The organism is Marinobacter suaedae, from assembly GCF_030519635.1.
Taxonomy (GTDB): Bacteria; Pseudomonadota; Gammaproteobacteria; order Pseudomonadales; family Oleiphilaceae; genus Marinobacter; species Marinobacter suaedae.
Map to the genome: position 1 here is coordinate 1,642,863 of NZ_JAUMIS010000001.1, position 25,646 is coordinate 1,668,508.

General features: G+C 59.8%; 24 protein-coding genes. 13 read left to right on the plus strand and 11 right to left on the minus strand.

Annotated features, from left to right (window positions below; all coding sequences use genetic code 11):
* Positions 1–61: 61 nt before the first annotated feature.
* The 3 genes from QVZ43_RS07475 (at position 62) to QVZ43_RS07485 (ending at position 3,408) form a co-directional block, all read left to right on the plus strand.
* The gene (locus QVZ43_RS07475) at positions 62–928 is read left to right on the plus strand and encodes an MBL fold metallo-hydrolase (RefSeq protein WP_302909425.1); all 867 of its coding nucleotides are present in this window, start codon (positions 62–64) and stop codon (positions 926–928) included.
* A 7-nt stretch (positions 929–935) separates the two neighbouring features.
* Positions 936–2,669, plus strand: a complete 1,734-nt coding sequence (locus QVZ43_RS07480; RefSeq protein ID WP_302909426.1) for a SulP family inorganic anion transporter — start codon at positions 936–938, stop codon at positions 2,667–2,669.
* Positions 2,670–2,748: 79 nt separating this feature from the next.
* Positions 2,749–3,408 carry an energy-coupling factor ABC transporter permease gene (locus tag QVZ43_RS07485; protein WP_223795260.1) on the plus strand — a complete coding sequence of 220 codons (660 nt, stop codon included), beginning with the start codon at positions 2,749–2,751 and terminating at the stop codon, positions 3,406–3,408.
* Between the two features lie 97 nt (positions 3,409–3,505).
* Here QVZ43_RS07485 and QVZ43_RS07490 read toward each other — a convergent pair whose 3' ends face one another.
* Complete coding sequence (locus QVZ43_RS07490) at positions 3,506–3,895, minus strand: potassium channel family protein (protein WP_302909658.1); 390 nt, start codon at positions 3,893–3,895, stop codon at positions 3,506–3,508.
* A gap of 214 nt (positions 3,896–4,109) precedes the next feature.
* Between QVZ43_RS07490 and QVZ43_RS07495 the strand changes: the two genes are divergently transcribed.
* The 10 genes from QVZ43_RS07495 to QVZ43_RS07540 all read left to right on the plus strand — a co-directional run bounded on the left by QVZ43_RS07495 (position 4,110) and on the right by QVZ43_RS07540 (position 15,907).
* Positions 4,110–5,348: an efflux RND transporter periplasmic adaptor subunit gene (locus QVZ43_RS07495; protein WP_223795262.1), complete on the plus strand. Its 1,239-nt coding sequence runs from the start codon at positions 4,110–4,112 to the stop codon at positions 5,346–5,348.
* On the plus strand, positions 5,345–8,527 hold the full coding sequence (locus tag QVZ43_RS07500; protein ID WP_302909427.1) for an efflux RND transporter permease subunit: 3,183 nt from the start codon (positions 5,345–5,347) through the stop codon (positions 8,525–8,527). The genes QVZ43_RS07495 and QVZ43_RS07500 overlap by 4 nt, the downstream gene beginning before the upstream one ends.
* Before the next feature lie 24 nt (positions 8,528–8,551).
* Complete coding sequence (locus QVZ43_RS07505; RefSeq protein ID WP_302909428.1) at positions 8,552–9,244, plus strand: ABC transporter ATP-binding protein; 693 nt, start codon at positions 8,552–8,554, stop codon at positions 9,242–9,244.
* Positions 9,241–11,526 (plus strand): FtsX-like permease family protein, encoded by a 2,286-nt coding sequence (locus QVZ43_RS07510; RefSeq protein ID WP_302909429.1) that lies wholly within the window; start codon positions 9,241–9,243, stop codon positions 11,524–11,526. The genes QVZ43_RS07505 and QVZ43_RS07510 overlap by 4 nt, the downstream gene beginning before the upstream one ends.
* The gene (locus QVZ43_RS07515) at positions 11,523–12,605 is read left to right on the plus strand and encodes a lipocalin-like domain-containing protein (protein WP_302909430.1); all 1,083 of its coding nucleotides are present in this window, start codon (positions 11,523–11,525) and stop codon (positions 12,603–12,605) included. The genes QVZ43_RS07510 and QVZ43_RS07515 overlap by 4 nt, the downstream gene beginning before the upstream one ends.
* A gap of 181 nt (positions 12,606–12,786) precedes the next feature.
* Positions 12,787–13,251, plus strand: coding sequence for a GNAT family N-acetyltransferase (locus QVZ43_RS07520; protein ID WP_302909431.1), 465 nt, complete (start codon positions 12,787–12,789; stop codon positions 13,249–13,251).
* Between the two features lie 35 nt (positions 13,252–13,286).
* On the plus strand, positions 13,287–13,823 hold the full coding sequence (locus QVZ43_RS07525; RefSeq protein ID WP_302909432.1) for a DUF924 family protein: 537 nt from the start codon (positions 13,287–13,289) through the stop codon (positions 13,821–13,823).
* Between the two features lie 46 nt (positions 13,824–13,869).
* A complete protein-coding gene (locus QVZ43_RS07530) occupies positions 13,870–14,844 on the plus strand; it encodes a DUF1295 domain-containing protein (RefSeq protein ID WP_302909433.1) in 975 nt (324 codons plus the stop codon).
* Between the two features lie 51 nt (positions 14,845–14,895).
* Positions 14,896–15,402, plus strand: a complete 507-nt coding sequence (locus QVZ43_RS07535; RefSeq protein WP_302909434.1) for a GNAT family N-acetyltransferase — start codon at positions 14,896–14,898, stop codon at positions 15,400–15,402.
* A gap of 76 nt (positions 15,403–15,478) precedes the next feature.
* Positions 15,479–15,907 (plus strand): DUF4399 domain-containing protein, encoded by a 429-nt coding sequence (locus tag QVZ43_RS07540; RefSeq protein ID WP_302909435.1) that lies wholly within the window; start codon positions 15,479–15,481, stop codon positions 15,905–15,907.
* Between the two features lie 21 nt (positions 15,908–15,928).
* Here QVZ43_RS07540 and QVZ43_RS07545 read toward each other — a convergent pair whose 3' ends face one another.
* From QVZ43_RS07545 to QVZ43_RS07590, 10 genes are all read right to left on the minus strand, one after another.
* On the minus strand, positions 15,929–16,657 hold the full coding sequence (locus QVZ43_RS07545; protein WP_223795272.1) for a proteasome-type protease: 729 nt from the start codon (positions 16,655–16,657) through the stop codon (positions 15,929–15,931).
* Between the two features lie 95 nt (positions 16,658–16,752).
* Positions 16,753–17,535, minus strand: a complete 783-nt coding sequence (locus QVZ43_RS07550; RefSeq protein WP_302909436.1) for a transglutaminase family protein — start codon at positions 17,533–17,535, stop codon at positions 16,753–16,755.
* Positions 17,535–18,473 (minus strand): alpha-E domain-containing protein, encoded by a 939-nt coding sequence (locus QVZ43_RS07555; RefSeq protein ID WP_223795274.1) that lies wholly within the window; start codon positions 18,471–18,473, stop codon positions 17,535–17,537. Before QVZ43_RS07555 ends, QVZ43_RS07550 begins: the two co-directional genes overlap by 1 nt.
* On the minus strand, positions 18,470–19,900 hold the full coding sequence (locus QVZ43_RS07560; protein WP_223795275.1) for a circularly permuted type 2 ATP-grasp protein: 1,431 nt from the start codon (positions 19,898–19,900) through the stop codon (positions 18,470–18,472). Before QVZ43_RS07560 ends, QVZ43_RS07555 begins: the two co-directional genes overlap by 4 nt.
* A gap of 217 nt (positions 19,901–20,117) precedes the next feature.
* The gene (locus QVZ43_RS07565; RefSeq protein WP_302909437.1) at positions 20,118–21,326 is read right to left on the minus strand and encodes an ammonium transporter; all 1,209 of its coding nucleotides are present in this window, start codon (positions 21,324–21,326) and stop codon (positions 20,118–20,120) included.
* A gap of 218 nt (positions 21,327–21,544) precedes the next feature.
* Positions 21,545–21,973: a YkvA family protein gene (locus tag QVZ43_RS07570; RefSeq protein ID WP_302909438.1), complete on the minus strand. Its 429-nt coding sequence runs from the start codon at positions 21,971–21,973 to the stop codon at positions 21,545–21,547.
* Positions 21,974–22,046: 73 nt separating this feature from the next.
* Entirely contained in the window at positions 22,047–22,646 is a 600-nt protein-coding gene (locus tag QVZ43_RS07575; RefSeq protein ID WP_302909439.1) for a tRNA-uridine aminocarboxypropyltransferase, read from the minus strand.
* A gap of 37 nt (positions 22,647–22,683) precedes the next feature.
* Complete coding sequence (locus QVZ43_RS07580; protein WP_302909440.1) at positions 22,684–23,187, minus strand: DUF6231 family protein; 504 nt, start codon at positions 23,185–23,187, stop codon at positions 22,684–22,686.
* A 38-nt stretch (positions 23,188–23,225) separates the two neighbouring features.
* Complete coding sequence (locus QVZ43_RS07585; protein WP_302909659.1) at positions 23,226–23,927, minus strand: response regulator; 702 nt, start codon at positions 23,925–23,927, stop codon at positions 23,226–23,228.
* Positions 23,928–23,941: 14 nt separating this feature from the next.
* Positions 23,942–25,561, minus strand: a complete 1,620-nt coding sequence (locus QVZ43_RS07590) for an ATP-binding protein (RefSeq protein ID WP_302909441.1) — start codon at positions 25,559–25,561, stop codon at positions 23,942–23,944.
* Between the last annotated feature and the right edge of the window lie 85 nt (positions 25,562–25,646).

Sequence of the window (25,646 nt, forward strand, 5' to 3'; positions counted from 1 at the left end):
TTATATTCCAAAAGAGAATATCCTTATGCTCAAATATTTATTTGAGTAGGAGGTGACTACGATGAGTAATCCCATCGTGCAGCCCTTTTTTGACGAGCCCACCAACACTTTCAGCTATGTGGTTCGCGACCCGGACAGCCGGGCCTGCGCCATCGTCGATTCCGTGCTGGACTTCGACTACGCCTCCGGGCGTACCGCGCTGGATTCCGCCGATCAGATCATTGCCTATATCCGTGAACGCGATCTGAATGTCGAATGGATTCTGGAAACCCACGTGCATGCGGATCACCTGTCCGCCGCTCCCTATCTGCACGAGCAACTGGGCGGCAGGACCGGTATCGGCGTTCACATCCGGGACGTACAGGAAATCTTTGGCAAGGCGTTCAACGCCGGTACTGAATTCGCCCGGGATGGCAGCCAGTTCGATCGCCTGTTCGAGGGTGGCGATACGTTCAACATTGGCGGGCTGGAAGGCCATGTCATGCATACCCCGGGTCACACCCCGGCCTGCCTGACCTACGTGATCGGCGATGCCGCCTTTGTCGGCGACACCTTGTTCATGCCGGATTACGGCACCGCTCGCTGTGACTTTCCCGGCGGCGATGCCCGGGCCCTGTATCAGTCCATTCAGAAAGTGCTGGCGCTACCGCCGAGCACCCGATTGTTCCTGTGTCACGACTACAAAGGCCCGGACCGCGAAGAGTACGTTCCAATGACCACGGTGGCCGAGCAGATCAAAGACAATATCCATGTCCATGAAGGCGTATCCGAGGACGAGTTCGTGAAAATGCGGACCGAAAGGGACGCCACCCTGGATATGCCCCGGCTGATTCTGCCGTCGGTACAGGTCAACATGCGCGCCGGGCACATGCCCCCGGCCGAAGAGAATGGACAGATCTACCTGAAAGTCCCGATCAACCGGTTCTGACCTCACGATGAACCTGAAACGGTACCTGCCCATTCTGCAATGGCTGCAAGATTACGATCGTGGCCAGGCCAGCAGTGATCTGGTGGCGGCGCTGATTGTCACGGTGCTGCTGATTCCCCAGTCGCTGGCCTATGCCTTGCTGGCCGGCCTTCCGGCTCAGGTCGGCCTGTACGCCAGTATCCTGCCGCTGGCGGTGTATGCAGTCTTTGGTACCAGCCGTACCCTGTCCGTGGGGCCGGTGGCGGTTATTTCACTGATGACAGCCGCAGCCCTGGCGCCGCTGGCGGACGTCGGCACCGAGCAATACATTGCCGCGGCGGTATTACTGGCGCTGGTGTCCGGGGTGATGCTGGTGGTCATGGGCATTTTCCGGTTCGGCTTTCTGGCCAACTTCCTGAGCCACCCGGTGATCTCCGGCTTCATGTCCGCCTCGGCCATTCTGATTGTCGCCAGCCAGCTCAAGCACGTACTCGGGATTCCAGCCTCCGGTCACAACCTGCTGGAACTGCTTGGTACTTTGTTTGCCGGCCTGGGCGAGCTGCACGGGCCAACCCTGATGGTGGGGATGGGGGTATTTTTATTCCTTCTGTTTGCCCGCAGCGGGCTCAAGCCACTGCTGCTGAAACTCGGGGTGCCAGCGCGTATCGCCGGTATTTTTGCCCGCACCGCGCCCATTTTTGCGGTAGTCGTCACTACCTATCTGGCCTGGCAACTCAGCCTTGGGGAAAAGGGGGTTGGCCTGGTGGGGTTTGTGCCGTCGGGCCTGCCGGCTTTGACACTGCCGGATTTCGATCAGGCACTGTGGCAGCCAGTGATGGTCAGCGCCTTGCTGATCAGCGTGGTTGGCTTTGTGGAGTCGGTATCGGTGGGTCAGACACTGGCGGCCCGCCGACGGCAGCGGATTGATCCGGACCAGGAATTGATCGGCCTGGGCACCGCCAACATCAGTGCCGGCCTGTCCGGCGGCATGCCGGTGACCGGTGGGTTTTCCCGCTCGGTGGTCAATTTCGATGCCGGGGCGGAAACGCCGGCCGCAGGTGCCTATGCGGCCATCGGGATTGCCCTGGCGACCCTGTTCCTAACTCCGATGATCGCCTATCTGCCGAAGGCGACCCTGGCGGCTACCATTATTGTGGCGGTGATACAGCTGGTGGATATGCCGGCGATGGTCCGTACCTGGCGCTACTCCCGCAGCGATTCCGGCGCCATGCTGGCGACTTTTTTACTGACCCTGGCACACAGTGTGGAAGCCGGCATCATTGCCGGTGTGCTGTTATCGGTTGTCATGCTTCTGTACCGCACCAGCCGGCCGCACAGTGCTGTGGTGGGCCGCGTGCCGGGCACCGAGCACTTTCGCAACGTGCAACGGTACGATGTGGAGCTGTGCCCGAAGGTCACCTTCCTCCGGGTGGATGAAAGTCTCTACTTTGCCAACGCCCGTTTTCTGGAAGAACGGGTCCTGGAACTGGTGGCCGGGTCACCCGAGATGACCGATCTGGTGCTCGTGTGCCCGGGCGTGAACCACGTGGATGCCTCGGCCCTGGAAAGCCTGGAAGCTATCAATGAGCGGTTGCAGGAAGCGGGTGTGGCGCTGCATCTGTCTGAGGTGAAGGGGCCGGTGATGGATCGCCTCAAGCATTCGGATCTGCTTGAGGAACTATCTGGCGAGGTGTACCTCAGTACTTTTGGTGCGTGGCAGGGGTTGATCGGTGACCGGTCACCCCAGCGTATGATCGGTTAACAGCGGCCCGGACTGCCCTGCTTGTGGTTCCGGCCGGTATCATGGTTGGAGCCCTGGATTAGCAGAGGCAGCGAGCGATATGGGGTTAACTGAAAACCTGCTTTCAAGCAGCCAGTGGGTCATTACCTTCGCGCTGTTCGCCCTCATTCTGTTGCGGGCGGTACGCTCGATTAACTGGCAGGCGTTTCGCCGCAATAACAGCCTGCAGCACACCTTTTTCGGCGCGGCGGTGGCGCTTGGCTTCCTCTGGCATATGCGGGCAGGGCTCTCGCCAGGCCTGGCTATCCATGTGTTTGGCATGACCATCATTACCCTGATGATGGGATGGGCCCTGGCCGTGGTATGCGGTTTGATGGCACTGCTGATGACGGTGGTCACCGGCCGCGAGCCGATACTGATGTTCGCGGTCAACGGATTGATCACGGTGATGATTCCGGCACTGGTGAGTTACCGCATCATGCTCTGGGAGCGCCGGCGAAATTTCCGCAATTTCTTTGCTTACATTTTCTTTTGTGGCTTTTTCGGGGCCGGCATTGCGGTCGCCTCTGCCGGCACCATCATGTGTCTGCTGTTGTGGACCAGCGGCACCTATTCCTTTGATGTGCTGGTCGATGAATACTTTATCTACCTGCCGCTGATGATGTTCCCGGAAGGCTTCGTCAACGGCACCCTGGTGACCGGGCTGATGGTCTTTCACCCGGATATGCTGGCCACGCTGGATCAGCGACGCTACCGCTGAGCACTAGCCTGTGATTGTCTGACCCGTCTCTTGCGGTCATATTGCCAATTGAGATGGAGCAAGTGGCGGCGATGCAGCGGCGGGCGCTGGTGAATGGCTAACGGCTCGGCCAGTAACGCTGCATTTCCACGAACAGGAAGGAGGCGCTCCAGGTGATCAGCACTAGCCCGGTCAGGGCCTCGATGCCGGTCAGGAAGCGCAGGTAACCCAACACCTCGATATCTCCATAGCCCAGGGTCGTGAATGTGGTGAACGAGAAGTAAACGCAATCGAGCAGGCTGCCGTCAAAGTTGCCGGTCATCTCGCCCAAGCCGTCGCTGTGATGCATGAAATAGTAGGCGGCGGCAAAGACCCAGACCTGCACCGTGTGCGCCACCAGAATCCCGAACACCGCCACTATCAGGCGGAACCTGTGGTTCAGGCGGATACGGGCGAGCAACCCGGTAAGCTGAATCAGGGATTCGTGATGAATCAGTACCACCACCATCACAACCAACGCATTGATTAGGGTGATATTGAGTAGGCTGACATGCTCTTGCACACTCAAATGTGGTTTACTCCGTCGTGGACGACCGTGTTCCCGATAAGGGCAAACTTTTGCTGTTGGTCACTATCCCTGATCCGATCCTGTGCATTGATTGTATAGTAAATTTTTGCCCTTAGCCGGGCCGAAACCAATAACCCTAACCGGCTGCAGAGTAATGTCCAAACGATTCCTACCCCTGATCATTCTTGCTATTGGTATTGCCGGGTACGCACTGCTGCGAATGACCCGTCCCGAACCGGCGGAAGTCACTGCCACCGAACGGAGCTGGCGGGTGACCGTGCAGGCTGTGGAGCCGGGGACCCATACACCCGTGCTGCCTCTGTATGGTCAGGTGGTGGCGCCGGAAAGCATTACTGTGACCGCAGCGCTGGAAGGGCGTATTGAGGACCGGCCGGTGGTTGAGGGTCAGCAGGTGCAGGCAGGCGATTTACTGATTGCCCTGGCGGAAGCCGACATCCGGCCCAAGGTTGCCCAGGCCGAAGCCCAGGTGGCCGACCTGCAGGCCCAGCTCAAATCCGAAGAGGTTCGTTACCAGACTGATCTGACGGCGGTGAAAAGCGAGCGAGCTATCCGGGATAACGCCCGCCGGCAGTTCGAGCGTACCCAGTCACTGGTGAAGCGCAATCTCGCCTCGCAGGAAAACCTGGACACTGCTACCGACGCCCTGGCCCGGGCCGAGCTGACAGTTGCCGCCCGGGAACAGAACATTGCCGATCATCCCGCCCGGGTTCTCAGTCTGGAGGCCCGTCTGGCCCAGGCTGAAGCTAATCTGGCCACCACCCGGCGGGACGCCGAACGCGCCCGGATGACCGCCCCGTTCGATGGCGTGGTGACGGATGTGCAGGTCGCCCCGGGGGACCAGGTGGCCCGAAACCAGGTGCTGTTGTCCCTGTACCCGCTGGAAGGCCTGGAGCTGCGAGCCCGGGTGCCGGCCCGCTACATCCCGGAACTGCAGGGCGCGCTCAGCCGCGGCGACACCCTGATGGCCAGCAGTAAAGGGGGGCATCGATTTGAGTTGGACCGTTTTTCCGGTATTGCCGACCCGGCCGGCACGGAAGCCATCCTTATTCAGGCTGGCGATCCTTCCGGATTAAGGCCGGGCGAGCTGTTGCCGGTGAATCTGGAGCGGCCGGAGCGGGACGACTCGGTGACCATTCCCTTCGCAGCACTGTACGGTGCTGATTCGGTGTACCTGGTGAACGAGGAAGACCGGATGCGCCGGGTCGACATAGAGCGAATCGGCGAAGCCATGGGCTCCAATGGGGAGCGCTGGCTGCTGGTGGCCGGCGAGGAATTGACCCGGGGCACCCGCCTGGTGACCACGCACCTGCCCAACGCCCTGACCGGTCTCAAGGTTGAGCCCGTGGATGCCGCCGAAGGAGCCGATCAGTGAGGCGCAAGAAGGGAGTCATCGGTTTCTTTGTTCACCACCGGGTGGCGGCCAATCTGGTGATGTTGATGCTGCTGCTGGGTGGGTTTCTGGCGCTGAGCCGGATGAATATCCAGTTCTTCCCCACGTTTGCACTGGACGTGGTCACTGTGAGGGTGGTGTGGAGCGGCGCTTCGGCGGAAGACGTGGAGCAGGGCATCACAGACCCGCTGGAACAGCGCCTGCGCAGCGTGGATGGTCTGAAGAGGATGACCTCCACCTCGGCCCAGAGCATTTCCTCCATCACGCTGGAGTTTTACGAGGGCACGGACCCCATCACCGCGCTGGACGATGTCAGCCAGCAGGTGGATGAATTCACCAACCTGCCGGCGGATGCGGAAGAACCGGAGGTGGTTCGGGTGCAGCGCTACGAGCCAGTCGCCCGGATGTTGCTGCATGGCGATGTGAACCGCCGGGAGCTGCGTGACCTGGCCTATCGCTTCGAAGATGAACTGCTGGAACGGGGCATCGACCGAGTGGAGATCGTCGGGTTGCCGGAGCAACAGGTCAGCATCGACGTGCCTGTGGAGAGGATGGAGGCCCTGGGCCTTTCACTGGAACAAATTGCCGATCGGGTGGCGTCGATTTCCCGGGATCTGCCTGCGGGTCTGATGGCTCAGCAGGATGCCACCCGTGAACTACGTGCGGTTGAGCAGCGGCGCACTGCCCAGGCCTTTGAAAATATTCCCGTGGTCAGTGGAGAACGTATTCAGCTTCGGCTGGGGGATATTGCGATCATCCGGCAGGAAGCCCGGGATGACCAGATTACCCTGAGCCGGGACGGCCACCCGGCGGTGGAGCTACAGCTTCAGCGAGCGGAAAATGGTAACTCCCTGGCGGCGGCACAGGCACTCGAAGACTGGCTGGAGGAGACCCGTCCAACGCTGCCGCCGACCATGGAGCTGGAAGTCTACGACCAGACCTGGCAGCTGCTGAACGACCGCATTTCCCTGCTGGTAACCAACGGCCTGGGCGGTCTGGTACTGGTCATCTTTCTGCTGTACCTGTTTTTGCCGGGGCGTGTCGCCCTGTGGGTCGCCATTGGTATCCCCACCGCGTTTCTGGCCGCCATGGCGGTGTTGTGGGGCATTGGCGGCTCCATCAACATGATCTCCCTGTTTGCCCTGATCATGGCGCTGGGGGTGATCGTCGACGACGCCATCGTGGTGGGGGAGGACGCCGACGCCCATGCCCGAATGGGGGAAGAGTCCATCTATGCTTCAGAGGGGGCGGCCAAGCGTATGGTCTGGCCGGTTCTGGCCTCGTCGCTGACCACAGTTGCTGCCTTCATGCCGCTGCTGGTGGTAGGCGGTATCATCGGAAATATCCTGTCCGACATACCCACCGTGATGATCTGTGTGTTGGTGGCGTCCCTGTTGGAATGCTTCATCGTTCTGCCGGCGCATCTGCGCCATGCCTTTGTCAAGAAGGATAAAGGCAAGCACAAGGGCGAGGAGCAGGAGTCGGCCGCCTTGCCGGCAAAGAGCCCGCACCCCATCGAGCGTTTCCGCTTGGGCTTTGAGAAACGCTTCGATCGCTTCCGGCAAGGCCGGTTCCGGGACATTTCCCGTTACAGTCTCGAACATCGGGGCGTTACCCTGGCCGGCGCCCTGGCGCTGGCGATTCTGACGGTGGGCCTGCTGGCGGGCGGCCGCCTGGGCTTTAACTTCTTCCCCACACCGGAGCCGTCGATCCTGTACGCCAATGTCAGCTTCGTGTCCGGCACCGATGAACGAACGGTGGATGTCTTCCTGGAAGACATGCGCCGGACCCTGAATGAAACCGAAGAGGCCCTGGGTGGCAATCTGATTCTGCACGCCATCACCACGCATGGCGCTACCCTTGGGTCGGAGGGACGATCCCGTAACGGCGAAGAGCTGGGGGCCATGATGCTGGAACTGGTGCCCTCGGACCGGCGTTCCGTGCGTAACCCGGAATTCATTAACGAGTGGCGCAGTCGCCTGACGCTCCCGGCGGGGCTCGATAATCTCAGCATTTCAGAACGGCAGGCGGGGCCGCCGGGGCGGGACGTGAATGTTCGCCTGACCGGAAACGATCCTGAAACCCTGAAAGCAGCCGCCGATGAACTGTCCCAGGCCCTCGGCACCTTGCCGGGCGTGCTGGATGTGGAAGATGACATGCCCTGGGGCCGTGAGCAGCTGATCTACCAGGTCAGTGCCTATGGCGAGGCTCTGGGCCTGACAACCGCCGATCTGGGCCGCCAGTTACGTGCGGCGTTTGATGGCCGAATCGCCCAGATCTATCAGGATGGGCGGGATGAAGTGGAAGTCCGGGTGCAGTTGCCACAATCCCAGCGGGAACGCCTGTCCACACTCTCCCGCATGGTGGTGCGGGTCCAGGATGGCCGGTTTGTACCACTGACTCAGGTAATGAACCTGGATCATCGCCAAGGCTTCCAGGCCCTTCGCCACGCTGACGGCAAACTGGCCATTGAAGTGACCTCCAGCCTGAACACCCGGGTCAGCACGACCGATCAGATCCTCGAAAGCCTGCAGGCGGAAGCGCTGCCCGACATCGCCAGCCGCTACAACGTGCGTTACAGCTTCGAGGGCCGGGCGGCGGATCAGCGCGAAACCCTGAGCGATATGAAAACCGGGCTGATGATTGGTCTGGGCCTGATGTACGTGGTGCTGGCCTGGGTGTTTGCCTCCTGGAGCCTGCCGTTGATCGTCATGGCGATTATCCCGTTCGCGTTGGTGGGTGCGCTGCTGGGCCACTGGCTGATGGGGCTGCAGCTGACCATCCTGTCCCTGTTCGGGCTGTTCGGCCTGTCCGGGATTGTGGTCAATAACGCGATTATCCTCGTAGCTTTCTACAACCAGCAGCGACAGAAGGGGTTGGATATCCAGGACGCTCTCAACGAGGCTGCCGTGCAGAGGGTGCGAGCGGTGATGCTAACCTCACTGACCACCATTGGTGGTTTGTTGCCGTTGTTGTTCGAAACCTCGTTGCAGGCGCAGTTCCTGATTCCCATGGCCACGTCCATTGCCTTTGGACTCGGGTTATCGACCCTGCTGGTCTTGCTGGTAATACCGGCCCTGTTGTCCTGGCTGGAACAGGCCCGGGAATGGTGGGCTGAACGACGGGGCACCGACATCAGACCTCTCGGCGCGGAGGACTGAGCCGAGCAATAACGGGATGCGATCATGCCGGATGTGGCCCTTCAGGCCTCGGGCCTGAGCAAACAATTTATCAGTGGTGGCGAGCCGGTGCCGGTGTTTTGCGGTGTGTCCCTGTTGCTCAAGGCGGGTGAATCCCTGGCGCTGATGGGACGTTCCGGTTCCGGCAAAAGCACTCTGCTGAACCTTTTGTGTGGCCTAGAACGCCCGGACGAGGGCGAGATCTGGGTGGGCGGACATCGGGTTGGCGCTGCCGGCGACAGCCCGAAGGAACAGCCAGGGCAGTGGGCCGGCCTTCGACGCCAGTCTCTGGGGGTGGTGTTTCAGGACGCTAACCTGATGCCAGCACTCACCCTGCTTCAAAACGTCCGGCTGCGAGCCAGCCTGGCCGGGCAACCGGACGGTCAGGGTCCCGAGTGGCTCAATCGTCTCGGGCTTGCGGGCCTTGAACATCGCTATCCGGATCAGGTGTCTGGTGGACAGCGCCAGCGGGCGGCGCTGGCGATGGTGTTTGCCATGCAGCCGGAGGTGATTCTTGCCGATGAGCCGACCGGCAGCCTGGACCGGCACACCGCCGATGAGGTTGCCGACCAGTTGTTCCGGCTCCGGCAGGAAACCGGTTGTGCCCTAGTGCTTGCCACTCACGATCCCGAGTTGGCGGCCCGATGCGGCCAGCGGCTTGACCTGGCCCATCCGGGTCGACAGTCTGATTGCCAATGAATCCCTTCCTCGCGCAGATTCTGCATTACCGACGCCACCCCTTTCAGCTGCTGGCCCTGGTGATCATGATTCTGGTCGCCACCATGTTATGGAGTGCGGTCAGCCAGTTGACCGCCCAGGCGCGCACCAGTTTGGGCCAGAGCGAGCAGGCCCTCGGTACGCGGTATCAGGTTCAGCGAGCCGATGGACAACCCGTTACCGTTGAAGACTTCGTGACCCTGCGGCGCGACGGTGCCTGCGTGATGCCCTGGCTGGAGGTGGACTCATCCACCCGGGCCGGGCGTATTGTTGGGATCGATCCCCTGTCGGTCGCCTGCTTTGCCGATGACACGGTGCCCGGTGCTCTTCAGGGCAGTCCACTCGATGGTCAGCCATTTATGGACATTGGCGAGGCTGCCTCGCTGGCTCGAACCGAACCCGAAGCAGCGGAGCGGCTGTACCTGATCGGCGCCGATTCGATATCGCCGGCCAACCTGTCCCAGGGGTACCGGCTGACGGACTTTTCCACAGGCCCGGAGACCGGCGAGCTGGGAGAGAGCTTCCTGTTAAACCTGGATGCCCTGGCCGTGCTGGTGCTGCTGATCACCGCCCTGCTGCTGCGCAGCGTTCACCAGTTGGGCATGGCCCAGCGCCGTGCCAGCTTCGCGCTGCTGTTTCGCTACGGAGTACCTCATTCCTCGATCCGACTTGGGCTGTTTCTGGAGACCCTCACCCTCGCCCTGGTCTGCGTGCTACCCGGCGTGGCACTGGGGCTGTGGCTGGCGAATGGCCTGGCGGGCGGCTTTGGCCAGGCCATGGCGTCTCTGTTCGATACACCCGTCTATGCCGGCCAGGGTAATCACTGGCTGAGTATCGCGCTGGTGATGGCCGGGGTGGTGCTGGGGGTGTGCCTGCTGGATGAGCTTGCACCCCGGCTCACCTCTGTTTCTGACAGCCTGAAACAACGACAGGTTCCGATCGCCGCTGGTGTTCTTGTTCTGGGTCTCGGGCTGGTCTGGGCCGGTAAATCCCTCCCGGTGGTCTTCCTGGCCGTGGGGCTTGTGTTTCTGGGAGCCGGATTCCTGGCCCCGGGCATGGTTGCCGGCATCGCCCGCTGGCGGGCACGTTCGGCGACCGATCCTCTGAACCTCTGGCAATACGCGGAGCTGGATGTGCTGGCCCGGCGCCTGGCTTTTCCCCTGGTGGCATTACAGTTTGCGCTGGCACTGGTGCTGGCGGTTCAGGCTCTGGTGACTGTGTTCGAATCCACCTTTGATGACTGGTTGTCCCAGCGGCTGGCTGCGGACTATTACGTGGAAGTGCCGCCCTCGGCAGACAGTACCAGCGCCGCAAGCTGGCTGGCGTCGCGACCGGATCTGGTTGAACCCGGCGCCTGGCATCGGGTGGTACGGGGGCGGACGGAACTTGCGTTGCCGGAGCAAGGCAAGCCGCGGGGCATCGATGTGTTTTCGGTCGGCCCTGTCAGTGAAACGCTGCATCAGTGGCAATTTCTGGACGCCACTGATGCCCCCTGGGCCGCGTTCAGCCGGGGCGAGGGGCTGATGGTGAACGAGCAGTTGGCGATGCGGGAAGCTGTGTCCGTTGGCGATACCTTGAGCCTGGCGTGGGGTGACCAAACCGTGACCCTGTCGGTACTGGCGATCTACGCTGACTACGGCCGACCGGCGGGGGAAGTACTCCTGCCCATGGATCGGTTGCCGGATACGTTTTCGGCTGCGTTTGAAAGCCTTTCCGTCAGCCTTGCCCCGGCACGCTTGCATGAGTTGGAACGAGGATTGAAAACTGTCTGGCAGGTGGAGGATGTCGTCATCCGTGACAATGGCCGTATCAAAACCCTGGCCCACGAGGTGTTTGACCAGACCTTCCTGCTCACCCGTCTGATCACGTTCGTAACGCTGCTGTTGGCCGCCGTATCCCTGTTGATCATGGGCTGGGTCTTCTTCTCCACGCGGGCCTGGTATTACCAGCTATTGACCGTGTGGGGCCTGGGCCAGCGTGAGGTCACCTTCCGCCTTGCCCGGCTGGCCGTTGGTCTGACCGGTGGCATCGTTTTGCTGGCCTTGCCACTTGGTATCTGGCTGACCTGGGTGCTGGTGCAACGCATCAATCCCGTGGCGTTTGGCTGGTCATTGCCCATGGCTGTTTATCCAGGCTTCTGGCTGGAGCTGGGCGTGCTCAGCCTGTTGATTGGCCTGAGCATTGCGGGGCTGATGCGCTGGCAGTTGCACCACGCCCACAGTCGGCCCTTGTCCGCCAGTGACGTGACCGGAGGGGAGCGATGAGGCTGGTACTGCTGTTGAGTGGTTTCCTGCTGCTGGCAGGGTGTTCGGACGACACCACCAACCAGGGCTTTGCCGGCCTGGCTGAACCTGCCGATGCCAGTGCGTATCTGCAACCCCGGCCCGGAGATACGTTGGTCTTTCCGGAGGATTATGGCCCTCATACCCAGCACCGCATTGAATGGTGGTACCTGACCGCCAATCTGAAAACGGGTGACGGCAAGCCCGTTGGCCTGCAGTGGACCCAGTTCCGGCAGGCAATTCAGCCCCGATCGCCCGAGATACCATCGCCGGAACCAAGCAGCTGGACACTGGATGCTGCCTGGATGGCTCACGCTGCGATCAGTCTTGGTGGAGAGCATCGCTTTGCCGAAAAGCTGGCCCGGGGCGATGTGGGCCACGCCGGGGCCGAACCGGAACCGCTCCGTGTCTGGCTGGATAACTGGCAACTGCGGCAGCAAAAGCCGGGTGTTTGGCACCTGAGCGTTCATGCCCGGGAATGGGGGTACGACCTCACGCTGACCATTAATGGCGATCCGGTCGCCCACGGGGATCGGGGGTTCAGTGCCAAGTCCGCCAGTGGCGAGGGCTCCATGTATTTCAGTCTGGTGGACATTGCCCTCGAGGGGCAGCTCACCCTTGGTGAGCAGATCGTGCCCGTGTCCGGGAAGGGCTGGTTCGACCGGGAATGGAGCAGCCAGCTCCTGAAAACCGGCCAGCAGGGCTGGGACTGGTTTGCCCTGCATCTGGACTCCGGCGACAAACTGATGGCCTTCCAGCTTCGCGAGGAAGAAGGGGGATTCAAATCCGGAACCTGGCTTCCGGCCGATGGGGAGCCCGTTCCCCTGAGCCCGGATGCCTTGGAGCTGAAGCCCGAGGAATTCCGCCACGGGCACCCTGTTCGTTGGCGATTACAGGTGCCCGGCTATGGCGTGGACGTGTCGGTGAAAGCCAGACCTGGCAATTATCTGAATATGGGACAGTTCCCGTACTGGGAAAGCCCGGTGGACGTGGACGGCAGCCATTCGGGCGTGGGGTATATGGAACTGACGGGGTATGCCCGTGATGGGGCAAAGGATTAAATGCGCCTTTCAGGGAAATCGGGCGGATGCATAGCGTCTCTGGACAAGGTTAGCTAGAGTTCTGTTTTTGAAACCATTTGCGTTGACTGTCTGGTCGAGTCTTTGCGAAATAACGAACTCATCGAAGATTCTGAATCACACAGGCCGTGGCCAACTCACTGTTCAGGGGCTTGGGGTGTCTATGGACGTTTCGATTCAGACTGCCAGTAGGGAACATCTGACGGGGATCCACGAATTAGTGCTCCAGTGGGGCTATCAGGCAAGCGAACACGAGACCCTGGAATGGCTCGATGCCTTGAATAACTCCGCCAATAACCAGTTGTTTGTCGCCCTTTCTGGTGACCTTGTTGTGGGGTGGGCTGCTGTTGAGAAACGCATAACTCTCGGCACAGGTCATATCGCCGAGATTACGGGGCTGGTTGTGAGGGCGGGCTTCAGGCGGTCGGGCGTAGGGAAGGTTCTGGTCAGCGCTGCTGAGCAATGGTCGCGGGCTCTGGAGCTTCCACGGGTGGTGGTACGCTCGAATGTGACGCGTGCGGAGGCGCACCAGTTTTATCCCTCAATGGGCTTTGAGCTCACGAAGACGACAAACGTGTATGAGAAAGATCTCAGCAATCCTGCTGATGCAACATCCCCATCTGCCTGATACCCATGTCGAATTTAAGTTAGAGGAGAACACGCATGTATCAGGACATTATCGACTTCTGGTTTTCCGAGCTGAAACCCGAGCAGTGGTGGCAAAAGGATGCGGAGCTGGATGCGCTGATTGAGCGCCGGTTTGGTGCGTTGCATGCACAGGCCAGTGCGGGTGAGCTTTTCCCATGGCGTGAAACACCCTCGGGTAGCCTTGCGGAGGTCATCGTTCTGGATCAGTTTTCCCGCAATATCCACCGGGACAAGCCGGAATCCTTTGCCAATGATCCTCTGGCGCTGGGGTTGGCCCAGGTCGCAATCTCAAAGGGCTTTGACCGGGAGCTGGCGCCGGTGGAGCGCAGCTTTCTCTACCTGCCGTTTATGCACAGTGAATCTCAGTTGATTCATGTGGAAGCTGTCAAACTGTACGAGCAACTGGGTATCCGGAATAATCTGGAGTTTGAGTACAAGCACAAGGCAATCATCGACCGGTTTGGTCGTTACCCGCACAGAAACAACATCCTGGGTCGCGCATCAACACCGGAAGAAATAGAGTTTCTCAAACAACCTGATTCAAGCTTCTAGGTCACCGACACCCAGCGCTGATTATAAAAATAAGGGAACCTGATCCATGAGTTTCGGCACCATTCTGAGCGTTATCTTTCTTTTCATCTGGGGCGTAGCGATGTCCGCTCATTCCCAGGACCTGACAAATCTTCTGCTGGTTAACGCAGCTGTTCAGATGCTGCTGTTTATCGTGGTCGCCTGTATTCCGTTTCTGAGAACGGGACGGATGTCTTACGTAGACATCGCCTGGCCGTTCGGCGTGGCCCTGATTGGTGTGCAACTGCTGCTGTTCGCCGATGGCGATATTGTGCGCAAGATTGCGGTGGGAGCCGTTTACCTGTTCATCGGCTTACGGATGGGTATGGGAGCCGTGGTTATGGGCAGGGCGACTGGCGTCATCTTCAAAACGGAGTTTCCCCGCTACCAGTACCGCAAGATGATGTTCGAGAAAACCGGCGCCCGGCATGCCAGGATGCACATGCTCGCCGAGATCCTGGCCCAGGGTATTGCCAACATGTCCGTTCTTGCCTTGCCGGGATTTTTGATCGCCACCAATACCAGCCCCTCGATTTCCGGCTGGGAGATTGTCGGAATCCTGGTTTGGGCGGTTGCCTATATTCTTGAGACCGTCGCCGATACCCAGAAGCTCCTGTTCATTTCCAAGTCCGAGAACAAGGGTGGGGTCTGCAATGTCGGGCTCTGGAAGTACAGCCGCCACCCGAACTACTTTGCCGAATGGCTGGTGTGGACCGGACTGGTGATCGCCACAGTACCCTCCTGGCTGGCGCTGCAGGGCACCGAATCGTTCTTCGTCTGGCTGGTGCTTGGGGTCGGCGCTCTGTGTGCCTCCATTATGCTCTACATCACCCTGGTGTATCTGACTGGCGCCAAGCCGGCGGAATACTACTCGGTTCGCAAGCGCCCGCAGTACCGGGAATACCAGGAGACAACAAGCATGTTCTTTCCCTGGTTTCCGAAAGCGGATGCCAGTCCGGTCGGATTGGACGAGGTGACCACTCGGCGCGGATCCAGTGACTAGGCTGAGGGGATCTGCTGTCATGGCTTGTGTTTCACCGACACCCGCTCTGTCATGAACGTTGTTTGTGAAACCGAACGACTGGTTATTCGGCAGTTCGATCTGAACGATGACGGCTTTATCCTCCGGTTGCTGAACGAAGCGTCTTTTATCCGTTATATCGCGGACAAAAACGTGCGCACTCAAGCGGATGCCATTGCCTACCTGAAAAACGGCCCGTTATTGAGCTATCAGGCGTTGGGGTTTGGTCTGAATCTGGTGACGCTAAAAGGGTCCGACGTCTCGATTGGCATGTGCGGACTGCTGAAACGAGATCAGTTGGAGTATCCAGACCTCGGTTTTGCATTTTTGCCGGAGTTTTGTGGCAAAGGTTATGCGTTTGAAGCAGCGAAAGCGGTTCTCCAGACTGAAATGATGGATCCTGGTCTGGAGACCGTCATGGCGGTTACCCTGCCGGACAATCTGAGTTCGAATCGTCTACTGAAGCGTGTCGGCTTTCGTTTGAGCGGCACGACCGAAGTGAATGGATCACAGAACAACCTGTACGTTTATCGCCGATAAAAATTCCCCAACGGAAGTACCCCTTTGACCTGTGCCCTCTATACTCAATTCCTACTCATGAAATGGAGGATGAGACATGGGCAAAATCGCACTTACCTTAGCTTCAGCTCTGTTGGTCGCGCCATTATGTGCGCTCGCCGAGAGTATGGTTTCGGATGCGCCGGAAAATGCTGAAGCGTATTTCATTCAGCCAATGGACGGAGCAACGGTGGATGGCACCTTCAAGGTGGTGTTTGGCTTGCGGAATATTGGCGTTGCGCCCGCGGGTGTGGAGAAAGAGAACACTGGACACCATCATTTGCTGATCGATTCCGACATGCCGTCGGATTTGACCCAGCCACTGCCAGCGTCCGATCAGGTCAAGCATTTTGGTGGTGGGCAGACGGAGGCTGAAATCACGCTGCCACCCGGCGAGCACACACTGCAGCTTCTGCTGGGGAACCATCTGCATGTGCCGCACAATCCGCCGGTGGCCTCTGAGCAGATCTCGATCACCGTCGAGTGAGTGAGCTCCGCCCGTTGAGGTCTAGAGTTCCATCGGCGGCGGCGTCAGACCGGAAAACAGATCCTGGATGCCGTGATGCCATTGCTGGCGAAGCACCTGGAAATACTTGCAGTCCTCTTCCACCCGGTGCATCAGGCTTGGCTGTAGCGAGCCTTTCCGGTAAATGGCGATGTCCAGAGGCATCCCCACCGACAGGTTGCTCTTCATGGTGGAATCGAAGGAGATAAGCGCGCATTGATACGCCCGATCGAGGGGAGTGTCGTACGTGACCACGCGATCCAGGATCGGCTTGCCATACTTCGATTCGCCAATCTGGAAGTAGGGGGTTTCTTCGGTGGCTTCGATGAAGTTGCCTTCCGGGTAGATGTTAAACAGCCGGTGTCCGTCACCCTGGATCTGGCCGCCGAGGATCAGCGAACAACTGAAGTCCACGTGGCTGATCTTGCCATCTGGGTTGTCCCGCTGGATCACTTCGCGCATGGTCTGGCCGACAAGTTCTGCGGCGTCGAACATGGTTTCGGCGTTCAGGATATTGGGTTCGTTGGTGCCCGCCCTGCGTTCGAGCAATTTAACCACGCTCTGGCTGGTGGCCAGATTGCCTGCGGACAGGACCACCAGTGAGCGTTCACCCAGCTGCTCAAACAGGTGCATCTTGCGGAAGGTGGCAATGTGGTCAAAGCCGGCGTTGGTCCGGGTATCGGATGCGAACACCAGTCCTTCGTCCAGCCGCATAGCTACGCAATAGGTCATTCGGCACTCCTGGGTACGCGCTGTCTATCGAGCGTAGTCTAATCACAAGCACAGACGAAGTGTGAGTGTTTTTTTATGCCCTTCGTGCGATCGGCCTACTGGCTGCTGGCGCGAATCACCCGGGCAATGGTTTCCATCTGCTCGGTGCCGCCGCCCGTTCGGACACCCCGCACCGGCGCGGCGTCCTGGTAGTCCAGACCAACGGCCAGTTTGATGTGACTTTCCGCCACGTTCAGGGTGTTGACCACGTCGAAAGTGTGCCAGTTGCTGCCAATCCAGGCCTCGGCCCAGGCGTGGGTCGCCACATGATCGTCATCCGCCGAGTGTATGTAACCGCTCACATAACGGGCTGGCACGCCTATGTGGCGGCAGCAGGCGATGAAGATGTGGGTGTGGTCCTGGCAGACGCCGGCGCCCAGTTCGAAGGCTTCCCGAGCGGTGTGGGTGACCGTGGTGGCGCCGGGCATGAACGAAATGTGTTCCCGCAAGTGAGTCATCAGTTTTACCAGACTGCGCTTGTTGGCCGAATACTCATTGGCAAAGGCCTTGAGCGCCTCGTCTGCGTCGGTGAGATCGGTCTGTCGCAGGAACACCTGGGGCGGGAAGGGGGAGTCGTCCCTGGTCAGGGGCTTGCCGGTCAGGTCGACCACGCCCTCGGCCACCAGGGTGATTTCCGGGGCGGCGTCGGTCAGGGTCATGACGGTGACCAGGTTGCCGAAGCCATCCACCATCTGGCTGGTTTCGCCCGGGGTGCGCAGTTTCCAGTCGTGAATGCGTTGCTGGGGGGTTGTTCGGGGCGTCAGCCGGATGTACTGGATGCTGTCCTCGATGGGGGATTCGTAGGTGTAACGAGTCTCGTGGTGAATCGTCAGTTTCATTATTTCCACCCCATGAAGTCGTTGCGGATCTGGCTGGTAATGCCTTCGATCCGGTCGAGGAAGTCCACCAGATACTCGTGCAGTCCCCGTTCGGCGATGTACTCCTTGTCGCCGTAGCGCAGGTTTGCAGCAAGGCTGGAGGCCGCTCGGCGGGAGCGGCGTCCGGTTTCGCCTTCTATCTCTTCCAGCAGCAGGGCAATATCTTTCAGGCAGCTGCGCAAGGACCTGGGCAGATCCGGGTTCAGGATGAGCAGTTCAGCAACTTTCATGGGCTCCAATTCGTGCCCGTAGGTGTTCTGGTAGGCCTCGAAGGCGGCCAGCGAGTGCAGCACCGCAGTCCACTCGAAGAACGACTGGGTGGAATTCTCGTCCATGGTCTTCATGGCCATAACGTAGCGGATGTCGAGTACCCGGGCGGTGGTGTCGGCCCGCTCCATAAGGGTGCCCAGCCGAAGGAAGTGAAAGGCATCGTTACGCAGCAGGGTGCCATAGGCGGCGCCCCGGAACATGTGGGAGCGTTCCCGTACCCAATCAAATACCTGGCTGGCGTTGGATTCGGTGATGCCCTGCTTGCGCAGTTCCTTCATGTCGAGCCAGGCCTGGTTGACGCTTTCCCACACATCGGCAGACAGGTTGCCGCGCACGTGCAGGGCGTTGTCCCTGGCATTGCGAATCATGCTGAAGAGGCTGGATTGATGGCGTTCATCCAGTACCAGGAAGTCCAGCAGGTTCTGCGGGGTGATTTGCTGATGGAATTGGTAAAAGGTTTCGGTCGCACCAGAGACCAGCAGGGGAACCGACAACTGTTCGACCCGATCTTCTGGTACGTCGATCAGTGCCATGGTCAGGCTCATGTCCAGGAGTCGGGCCTGGCTTTCTGCGCGCTCCAGGTAGCGGGCCATCCAAAACAGACTGAAAGCAGAGCGACTGAGCATCATAGGTCGGCCTCCAGAACCCATGTGTCTTTGGTACCGCCACCCTGGGACGAGTTGACCACCAGGGATCCTTTTTTCAGGGCTACCCGGGTCAGTCCGCCCGGAACCATCTGGATTTTCTTGCCAGACAGCACGAACGGTCGCAGGTCCAGATGGCGAGGGGCCACGCCCTCGTCAACAAAGGTCGGACAGGTGGACAGACTCAGCGTGGGCTGGGCGATGTAGTCGTCCGGGCGCGCCCTGAGCAAGCTGCGGAACTCGGAGATTTCTTTCTTGCTGGCCGTCGGGCCGATTAGCATGCCGTATCCGCCGGCACCCTGCGCCTCCTTCACCACCAGTTCATCCAGATGATCCAGCACGTACTGAAGGTCCTTTTGCTTGCGGCACTGCCAGGTGGGCACGTTTTTCAGTATGGGTTCTTCGTCGAGGTAGAAGCGGATCATGTCCGGCACGTAGGGGTAGATGGACTTGTCGTCCGCCACGCCGGTGCCCATGGCGTTGGTGAGCACCACGTTGCCTGTCCGGTACGCCGAGTACAGACCAGGCACGCCCAGCATGGATTGCGGGTTGCCGGCCAGCGGATCGAGGAAATCGTCGTCAATCCGGCGGTAGATGACGTCTACCTGCTGGGGACCAACGGTGGTCTTCATATACACCTTGTTCTGGTGCACGAACAGGTCGGCGCCTTCCACCAGCTCCACCCCCATTTGTCGGGCCAGGAACGCGTGCTCGAAGTAGGCGCTGTTAAACCGGCCCGGGGTCAGGACAACCACGGTCGGGTCCGGCTTGAGTGAGGCGGCCCTCAGGGTTTCGCCCAGCAGGTTCGGGTACTGGTCAACCGGTGCCACCGAGCTGTGGGCAAACAGTTCGGGAAACAGCCGCATCATCATGCGGCGATTCTCCAGCATATAAGAGACACCGCTGGGGCAGCGCAGGTTGTCTTCCAGAACGTAAAAGTCACCATCGTTGTGGCGGATCAGGTCAATGCCCGCGATATGAGAGTACAGATTGCGCGGCAGCTTCAGCGCCTGCATGCCCGGCTGGTACTGGGGATTGGCAAAGACCTGCTCGGCACTGATGACGCCGGCTTTGACGATGTCGTAGTCGTGGTAGATGTCGAACAGGAACTTGTTGAGGGCGTGGACCCGTTGCTTGAGGCCCGCCTGCAGTTTTTGCCAGTCACTGGCAGAGATAATCCGGGGAATCAGGTCAAACGGAATCAGGCGGTCAGCGCCCTGGTCTTCGCCATAGACATTAAAGGTGATGCCCAGGCGCTGGAATAACACGTTGGCTTCCCGGCGTTTTTCGGCGATGAGGCCTTCGTCGGACTTTTCCAGCCACTGCTCAAGCATGCGACAGTGGGGGCGGACTCTGTTGTTCTCGTCGAACAACTCGTCATACAAACCGGGGGCCGGTGTCTGTATATGCATGATTCCGTGCGTCTCCTTCGACGGTGTTCGTTCATTTCCTCCGCAGTTACCGGCGGGCTTCCTGTTAAACAGCAAATGCCACGCCAGCCGGGGGAATTTTTTCTTGTAGGACTGTATCTTAGGAAAGCACGGCCTTGTGAAGACTGTCAATTGACACCGGAAACGAAAACAGGCGATCCGGGGATCGCCTGTTTGGTTTTCGTGTGCCCTCGGGGGGTTATTCGAAGGAGGTTGCACCAATTCGGTGAACGCTCACGTCCGCTCCCTTGAACTCTTCTTCTTCGGTCAGGCGCAGACCGGAAATGGCGTTGACGATGCCGTACACAATCAGACCGCCAACAAACGCCACCAGCACGCCGGCTACCGAACCGATGATCTGGGACATCAGGCTGACGCCGCCCAGGCCACCGAGGCTTTCCTGACCGAAGATGCCGCAGGCGATGGCACCCCAGACGCCACACACACCGTGCAGCGGCCAGACACCCAGTACGTCGTCCAGACGCTCGATCTTGTCCTGGGCCCATTCGAACATGTAGACGAAGATGGCACCGGCAATACCGCCGGTGACCAGGGCGCCCACCGGGTGCATCAGGTCAGAACCGGCACACACGGCAACCAGGCCGGCCAGCGGACCGTTGTGAATAAAGCCTGGGTCCTTGCGACCGACGACCATGGCCACCAGCACACCGCCGACCATAGCCATCAGACTGTTTACCGCCACCAGGCCACTGATGCCATCCAGAGTCTGGGCGGACATCACATTAAAGCCGAACCAGCCCACGGTGAGAATCCACGCGCCCAGTGCCAGGAACGGGATGTTGGACGGTGCAAAGGCCACCACGCGACCGTTGCGGTAACGGCCAGTACGGGCGCCCAGCAGCAGAACAGCGGCCAGTGCAATCCAGCCACCGACCGCGTGCACCACAACGGAGCCAGCGAAGTCGTGGAAGGATGCACCAAATTGGTTCTCAAGCCAGTCCTGGAAACCGTAGTTGCCGTTCCAGATCAGGCCTTCGAAGAACGGGTAGATAAATGCCACGATCAGGCCGGAGGCGATCAGCATCGGGTAGAACCTGGCGCGCTCGGCAATACCGCCGGACACAATAGCGGGAATGGCCGCCGCAAACGTCATCAGGAAGAAGAATTTAACCAGCTCGTAGCCGTTGCCAGCGGTGAGTTCACCGGCGCCGGTCATGAAGTGGCTGCCGTAGGCAATGTAATAGCCGATGAAAAAGTAGGCGACGGCGGAAATACCGAAGTCGGTGATGATCTTCACCAGGGCGTTCACCTGGTTCTTGTGTCGCACGGTACCAACTTCCAGGAAGGCAAAGCCGGCGTGCATGGCCAGTACCATGATGGCACCGATAAGGATAAACAGCGTGTTGGCGCTTTCGGTCAGGGTGTGTACTGCACTCGCAATGTCCACGGTTTTTCGCTCCTGGTGTGAGTTTGGGCCTCTTCCGGGCCTTTATGCATTAACGAGGTGCAGATAAGCAAATAGCGTTCCAAAATGATGCAAAATCAGGGGCGGCAGGTTTGGTCAGCAAGTTTTCTGGAAGGATGGTGTGAACTTCGGGAAATTATTGCACTATTTTGGTGCGGTTTGTGTGAGTTTGCACCATTAAGGTTTGCTGTTGTGTCGAGTCAGATCTGGTCCGGTGTCAGCTTGTCCCGTTCCTGCTGTTCTTTTTGTTCTTTCCAGGCGGCGTATTCGTGCAGATCTGACTCAAATAACTTCAGGCACAAGGCCACCACGCCGGCATCATCAAGAAATCCAAAGCCGAAAATCAGGTCTGGAATGACATCCAGCGGGTTCATCACGTAGATGAGGGCGCCGGCTACTGCTGCGATGGTTTTCCAGGGCACACTGCGGTAGTTCCCGTACCAGTAGTCGCGGATCATGGAAAACATCAGCCGGATGTCGGTGCCGAATCGTTCGAGCCTGCCACTGTTCCTGACCTTCTCTTCAATGGCTTTTTGCCGTTCCAGCAGCGTCTCCAGGTCTTGCCGGTGGACCTTTTCGGACTCTTCCTTCAGTTGTTTTTCGGCGCTTTTCTGGCTGAACAGGGCCATGAATAAACATCCTGTGTGCAGGTCAAGGGGTCATGATCGCTCAAGGTCGGGCCGATGCCAACCGCCGGATGGGTCAGCGCGTCGGGTAGTGATGTCGAAGGCGATCGGGGATTTGCGCCAGTTGTTTGTCGATCAGGGCGGTCATGGCATCGCCGATGGGGCCGGTATCCGTGCCCGGCTCGACAATGTCCAGCAGGTGGCTGACGGCTTCGGCGGTGGACAGGGCGTCCGGCCCCGGGGCCTTTCTGACGATGTAGCGAGACGGCGGGGCCTGCTGAAAGTGATACGCCGGTAGTGCCTTCAGGCCGGGATTGGTGTGCAGAATACGGGCGGCTTTGCGCCAGGTGCCATCAAGCACGACCCAGTGGCTGATGGCGGCCAGATCGGCGTGTTCAACCGGCTGGCTGCGGGGGCCGGGGAACAGCAGTGCCGTGGTATCCGACAGCGTTGTCGGGTCGAAGCCGCCCCGGCGAAACTGGTCCGGTGTTTCGCCCACCAGTACCCGGAGCCTGTCGAGACAGCGCTGGAGAATCCGCACGGTGCCCTTGGGCCGGTCGACCTCCGTTGGGTGCTGGAGAATGGTGATTGGGGTTCGATTCGCCACTGGACGGCAGTGGGCGCACACGCAGATGTTCAGGTGCAGGTTGCAGTGAGGGCACAGGTCACGAGGCATGGTGGTGATTACGGAGTCCCGTCAACCAGATGAACGGTTACCACCAGGCTTTGCCCCACATCTCCGGATTGGCCCAGTGCTTGGAGTTATTCCATTGCCGTTTGTGGTTGTAGTTGTCGAGATTGTAGGTGTAGAGCGCAATAGCGCCCGTTTCCAGCTCCGGGTCTGTGTGGCGACGGAATCCGAGGCCAATGAAATCCTTAAAGGCCCAGTCCGGTGACTCCCCGACCAGGACCGCAATCTGGTGAGTGCCATAGTTGCGCAGTTGACCCAGGAACAGGGCACCTTCATCAAATGACAGGTGTTCAAGGGTGTCTGACACCAGTGCAAGGTCGTGAACCGATTCCAGTGGCAGGCGGGCATTGGGGTCTTTAGGATCCAGATTGGTTATCCGGGTGTCTGAAAATTCCCGGGCCCAGAGTTCGGTGATTCGGGCGGCCGTCGTGCCGCAGCTCACGACAGAACCTGGTTTGCACGAATCCATGACCGCGGCAAGTGCCGCGGGCAAGCTGAGACCGGAATCGGCTTGGTTGTGTGACATATTGTCCTTCGCCTGATGGTTATCGACGTCGATTGAGTCTAGTCCGAAGGTGGTCCGGCAACACGATAACGTCTTTCCGGGCGTCCTACGGCACCATAATTTACTTCGGCCAGCAGTTCTCCTGTGCTGACCAGGTATTCCAGGTAGCGCCGGGCGGTGGTGCGTGATGCACCCATCTGCTGGCCAAGGGCCTCGGCATTCCAGTCGCCACCTTCCTGTAGTACGTGCCGAATCGTCTCCAGGGTCAGTGCGTCGATGCCTTTGGGCAGCCGTTGGGGTGTTTTTTTTTGCTCCGGTTCGGCCAGGCTTCTGGGAAGCAGGGTATCCACCTCCCTCTGCTCAAGCCGGTGCAATGTGGCCAGCCGCTGGTGATGCTGGCGGTAGTTCTCGACGGCTTCTTCCAGTCGCTCGAACACCAGGGGTTTCAGGATGTAGTCGAAGACACCGCCGCGCAAGGCACTGCGCAGGGTGTCGACCTCTTTGGCGGCGGTAATGAGGATGACATCGCTGGCCCGGTCGTTGGCCCGCAGTTCCCGGAGCAGGTCGAGGCCATTGCCGTCCGGGAAATACACATCCAGCAGAATCAGATCGGGGGAGAGTACGTCGATCTGATCCCGGGCATCGGTCAGGGTGTGGGCAATGCCGCAAAGTTCGACATTCTCCAGGCGTTCAACATAGCGCCGCTGGATTTCAGCAATCTGGCGATCGTCTTCCACAATCAACAGTCGAATGGGGGCCACCACTTCTGCTCCGTTCACAGGTGATCTTGTCTGCCCGGATCTTTGGGCAGGTACAGTGTAAACCGACTGCCCTCCGGCTTCAGGTTCTCCACGGTAACTGAACCGCCCCAGCGCTCTACAAACTGGCGCACCAGGAACAGCCCTATGCCATGGCCCGCGTGCTCCTTGGAGGAAACGCCCCGTTCGAAGATACGCTCCTGCTGGTCTTCGGGGATGCCTGGCCCCTGATCTTCCACCTCGAAGATCAGGTCATGGCCTAGGTCGGTCATGCTCAGGCTCACCCGCCCGCCGGCGCCCCGATACTGGCGGGTGGCTTCCAGGGCGTTGTCGATCAGGTTCCCCAGCACGCTCACCAGCTGATCCCGTGGCAGGTCCGCTGGTACATCGGACATCTGGCTGTCGGGATCGATATCCAACCGCAGCCCCATTTCCCGGGCCCGGTTGTATTTGCCCAGCAGGCAACCGGCAATAACGGGGTCGGGAACCGCTTCCAGCAGCAGGTGGATCAGCGCCTGGTGGTCACTGACCTCGTTCCCGATCAGCGCCAGTGCTTCGTCCTTGGCGTCAATCTGAATCAGGCCTGCGATGGTGTGCAGTTTGTTGGAGTACTCGTGGGTCTGGCTACGCAGGGTATCGGCGTATTCCATGATGCGGGTGAGTTGCTGGCTGATCTGGTCCAGTTCGTCCCGCCGGCGGAAGCTCGACACCACACCGATGATGTCATCGCCCTGGCGCACGGGCAGCCGGTTGACCACCATCTGCTGGCCTCGGAACCACACCTCCTTGTCGAAATCCGGTTCACCGCTTTCCAGAACGCTCATCAGCTCCCCATCGGGCAAGACGGCACTGATGGCGCGGCCGGTGAGTTGGATGTCCGGGTCCAGGCCCAGGTTCTCGATGGCAGTTCGATTAAAGGTCGTGATGGTACCCTCCCGGTCGATGGCGATAATGCCTTCTCGCACCGATTGCAGGGTGGCGGCCTGCTCTTCAAACAGGCGGGCAATCTCTTCCGGTTCCAGGCCAAAGATAGCGCGCTTGAACCGACCGGCGATGAGCACGGCCGCCAGTACACTGCCCACCAGCATCAGGCCCAGCACCCCGTACAGAACCAGCTCGTACCGGCGAATGCTGGCAAGCACCTGATCCAGTGAATAACCGACCGAGACAATACCAATGATGTCGCGGGATGTGGGGTCAACGATGGGGGCTTTGCCGCGCATGGAGTCCCCCAGGCTGCCCACCGCCCTCGACACATAGCCTTCGCCCTGTTTCAGGGCGCGGATGCCGTAATCTCCGTCGTCGTCTCCCATGGAGTGGCCGATACGGTTGGGATCCGGGTGGGCCAGGCGAATGGCGTCACGGTCTCCGATAACGATGAACAGCGCCTGATTGGTTTCGGCCACACGCTGGCTGAGCGCCATCAGCGCCGGACTGTCTCCTTCGCGCACCCCGTCAATCACGGCCGGCATGGCGGCAACGGTTTTCGCCACCATCAGGGCTCTCTGGCCAATCTGTTCGTACAGGGACTCGCTCAGGTAGTAGCCGGCAAAGCCGCCGATCAGGAGGGTCTGCATGGCGCCCACCAGCCCGAGGGCCAGGATCATGCGGGTTTTGAGTTTCAGCTTGCGCAGCATGGTGTGGGGAATTCTCTGAATGCAGCGTCAGGTATTTGGCCCTGAGGGTAATGCAGGTGCCGGTGAATTGCCCGTGAACTTAATG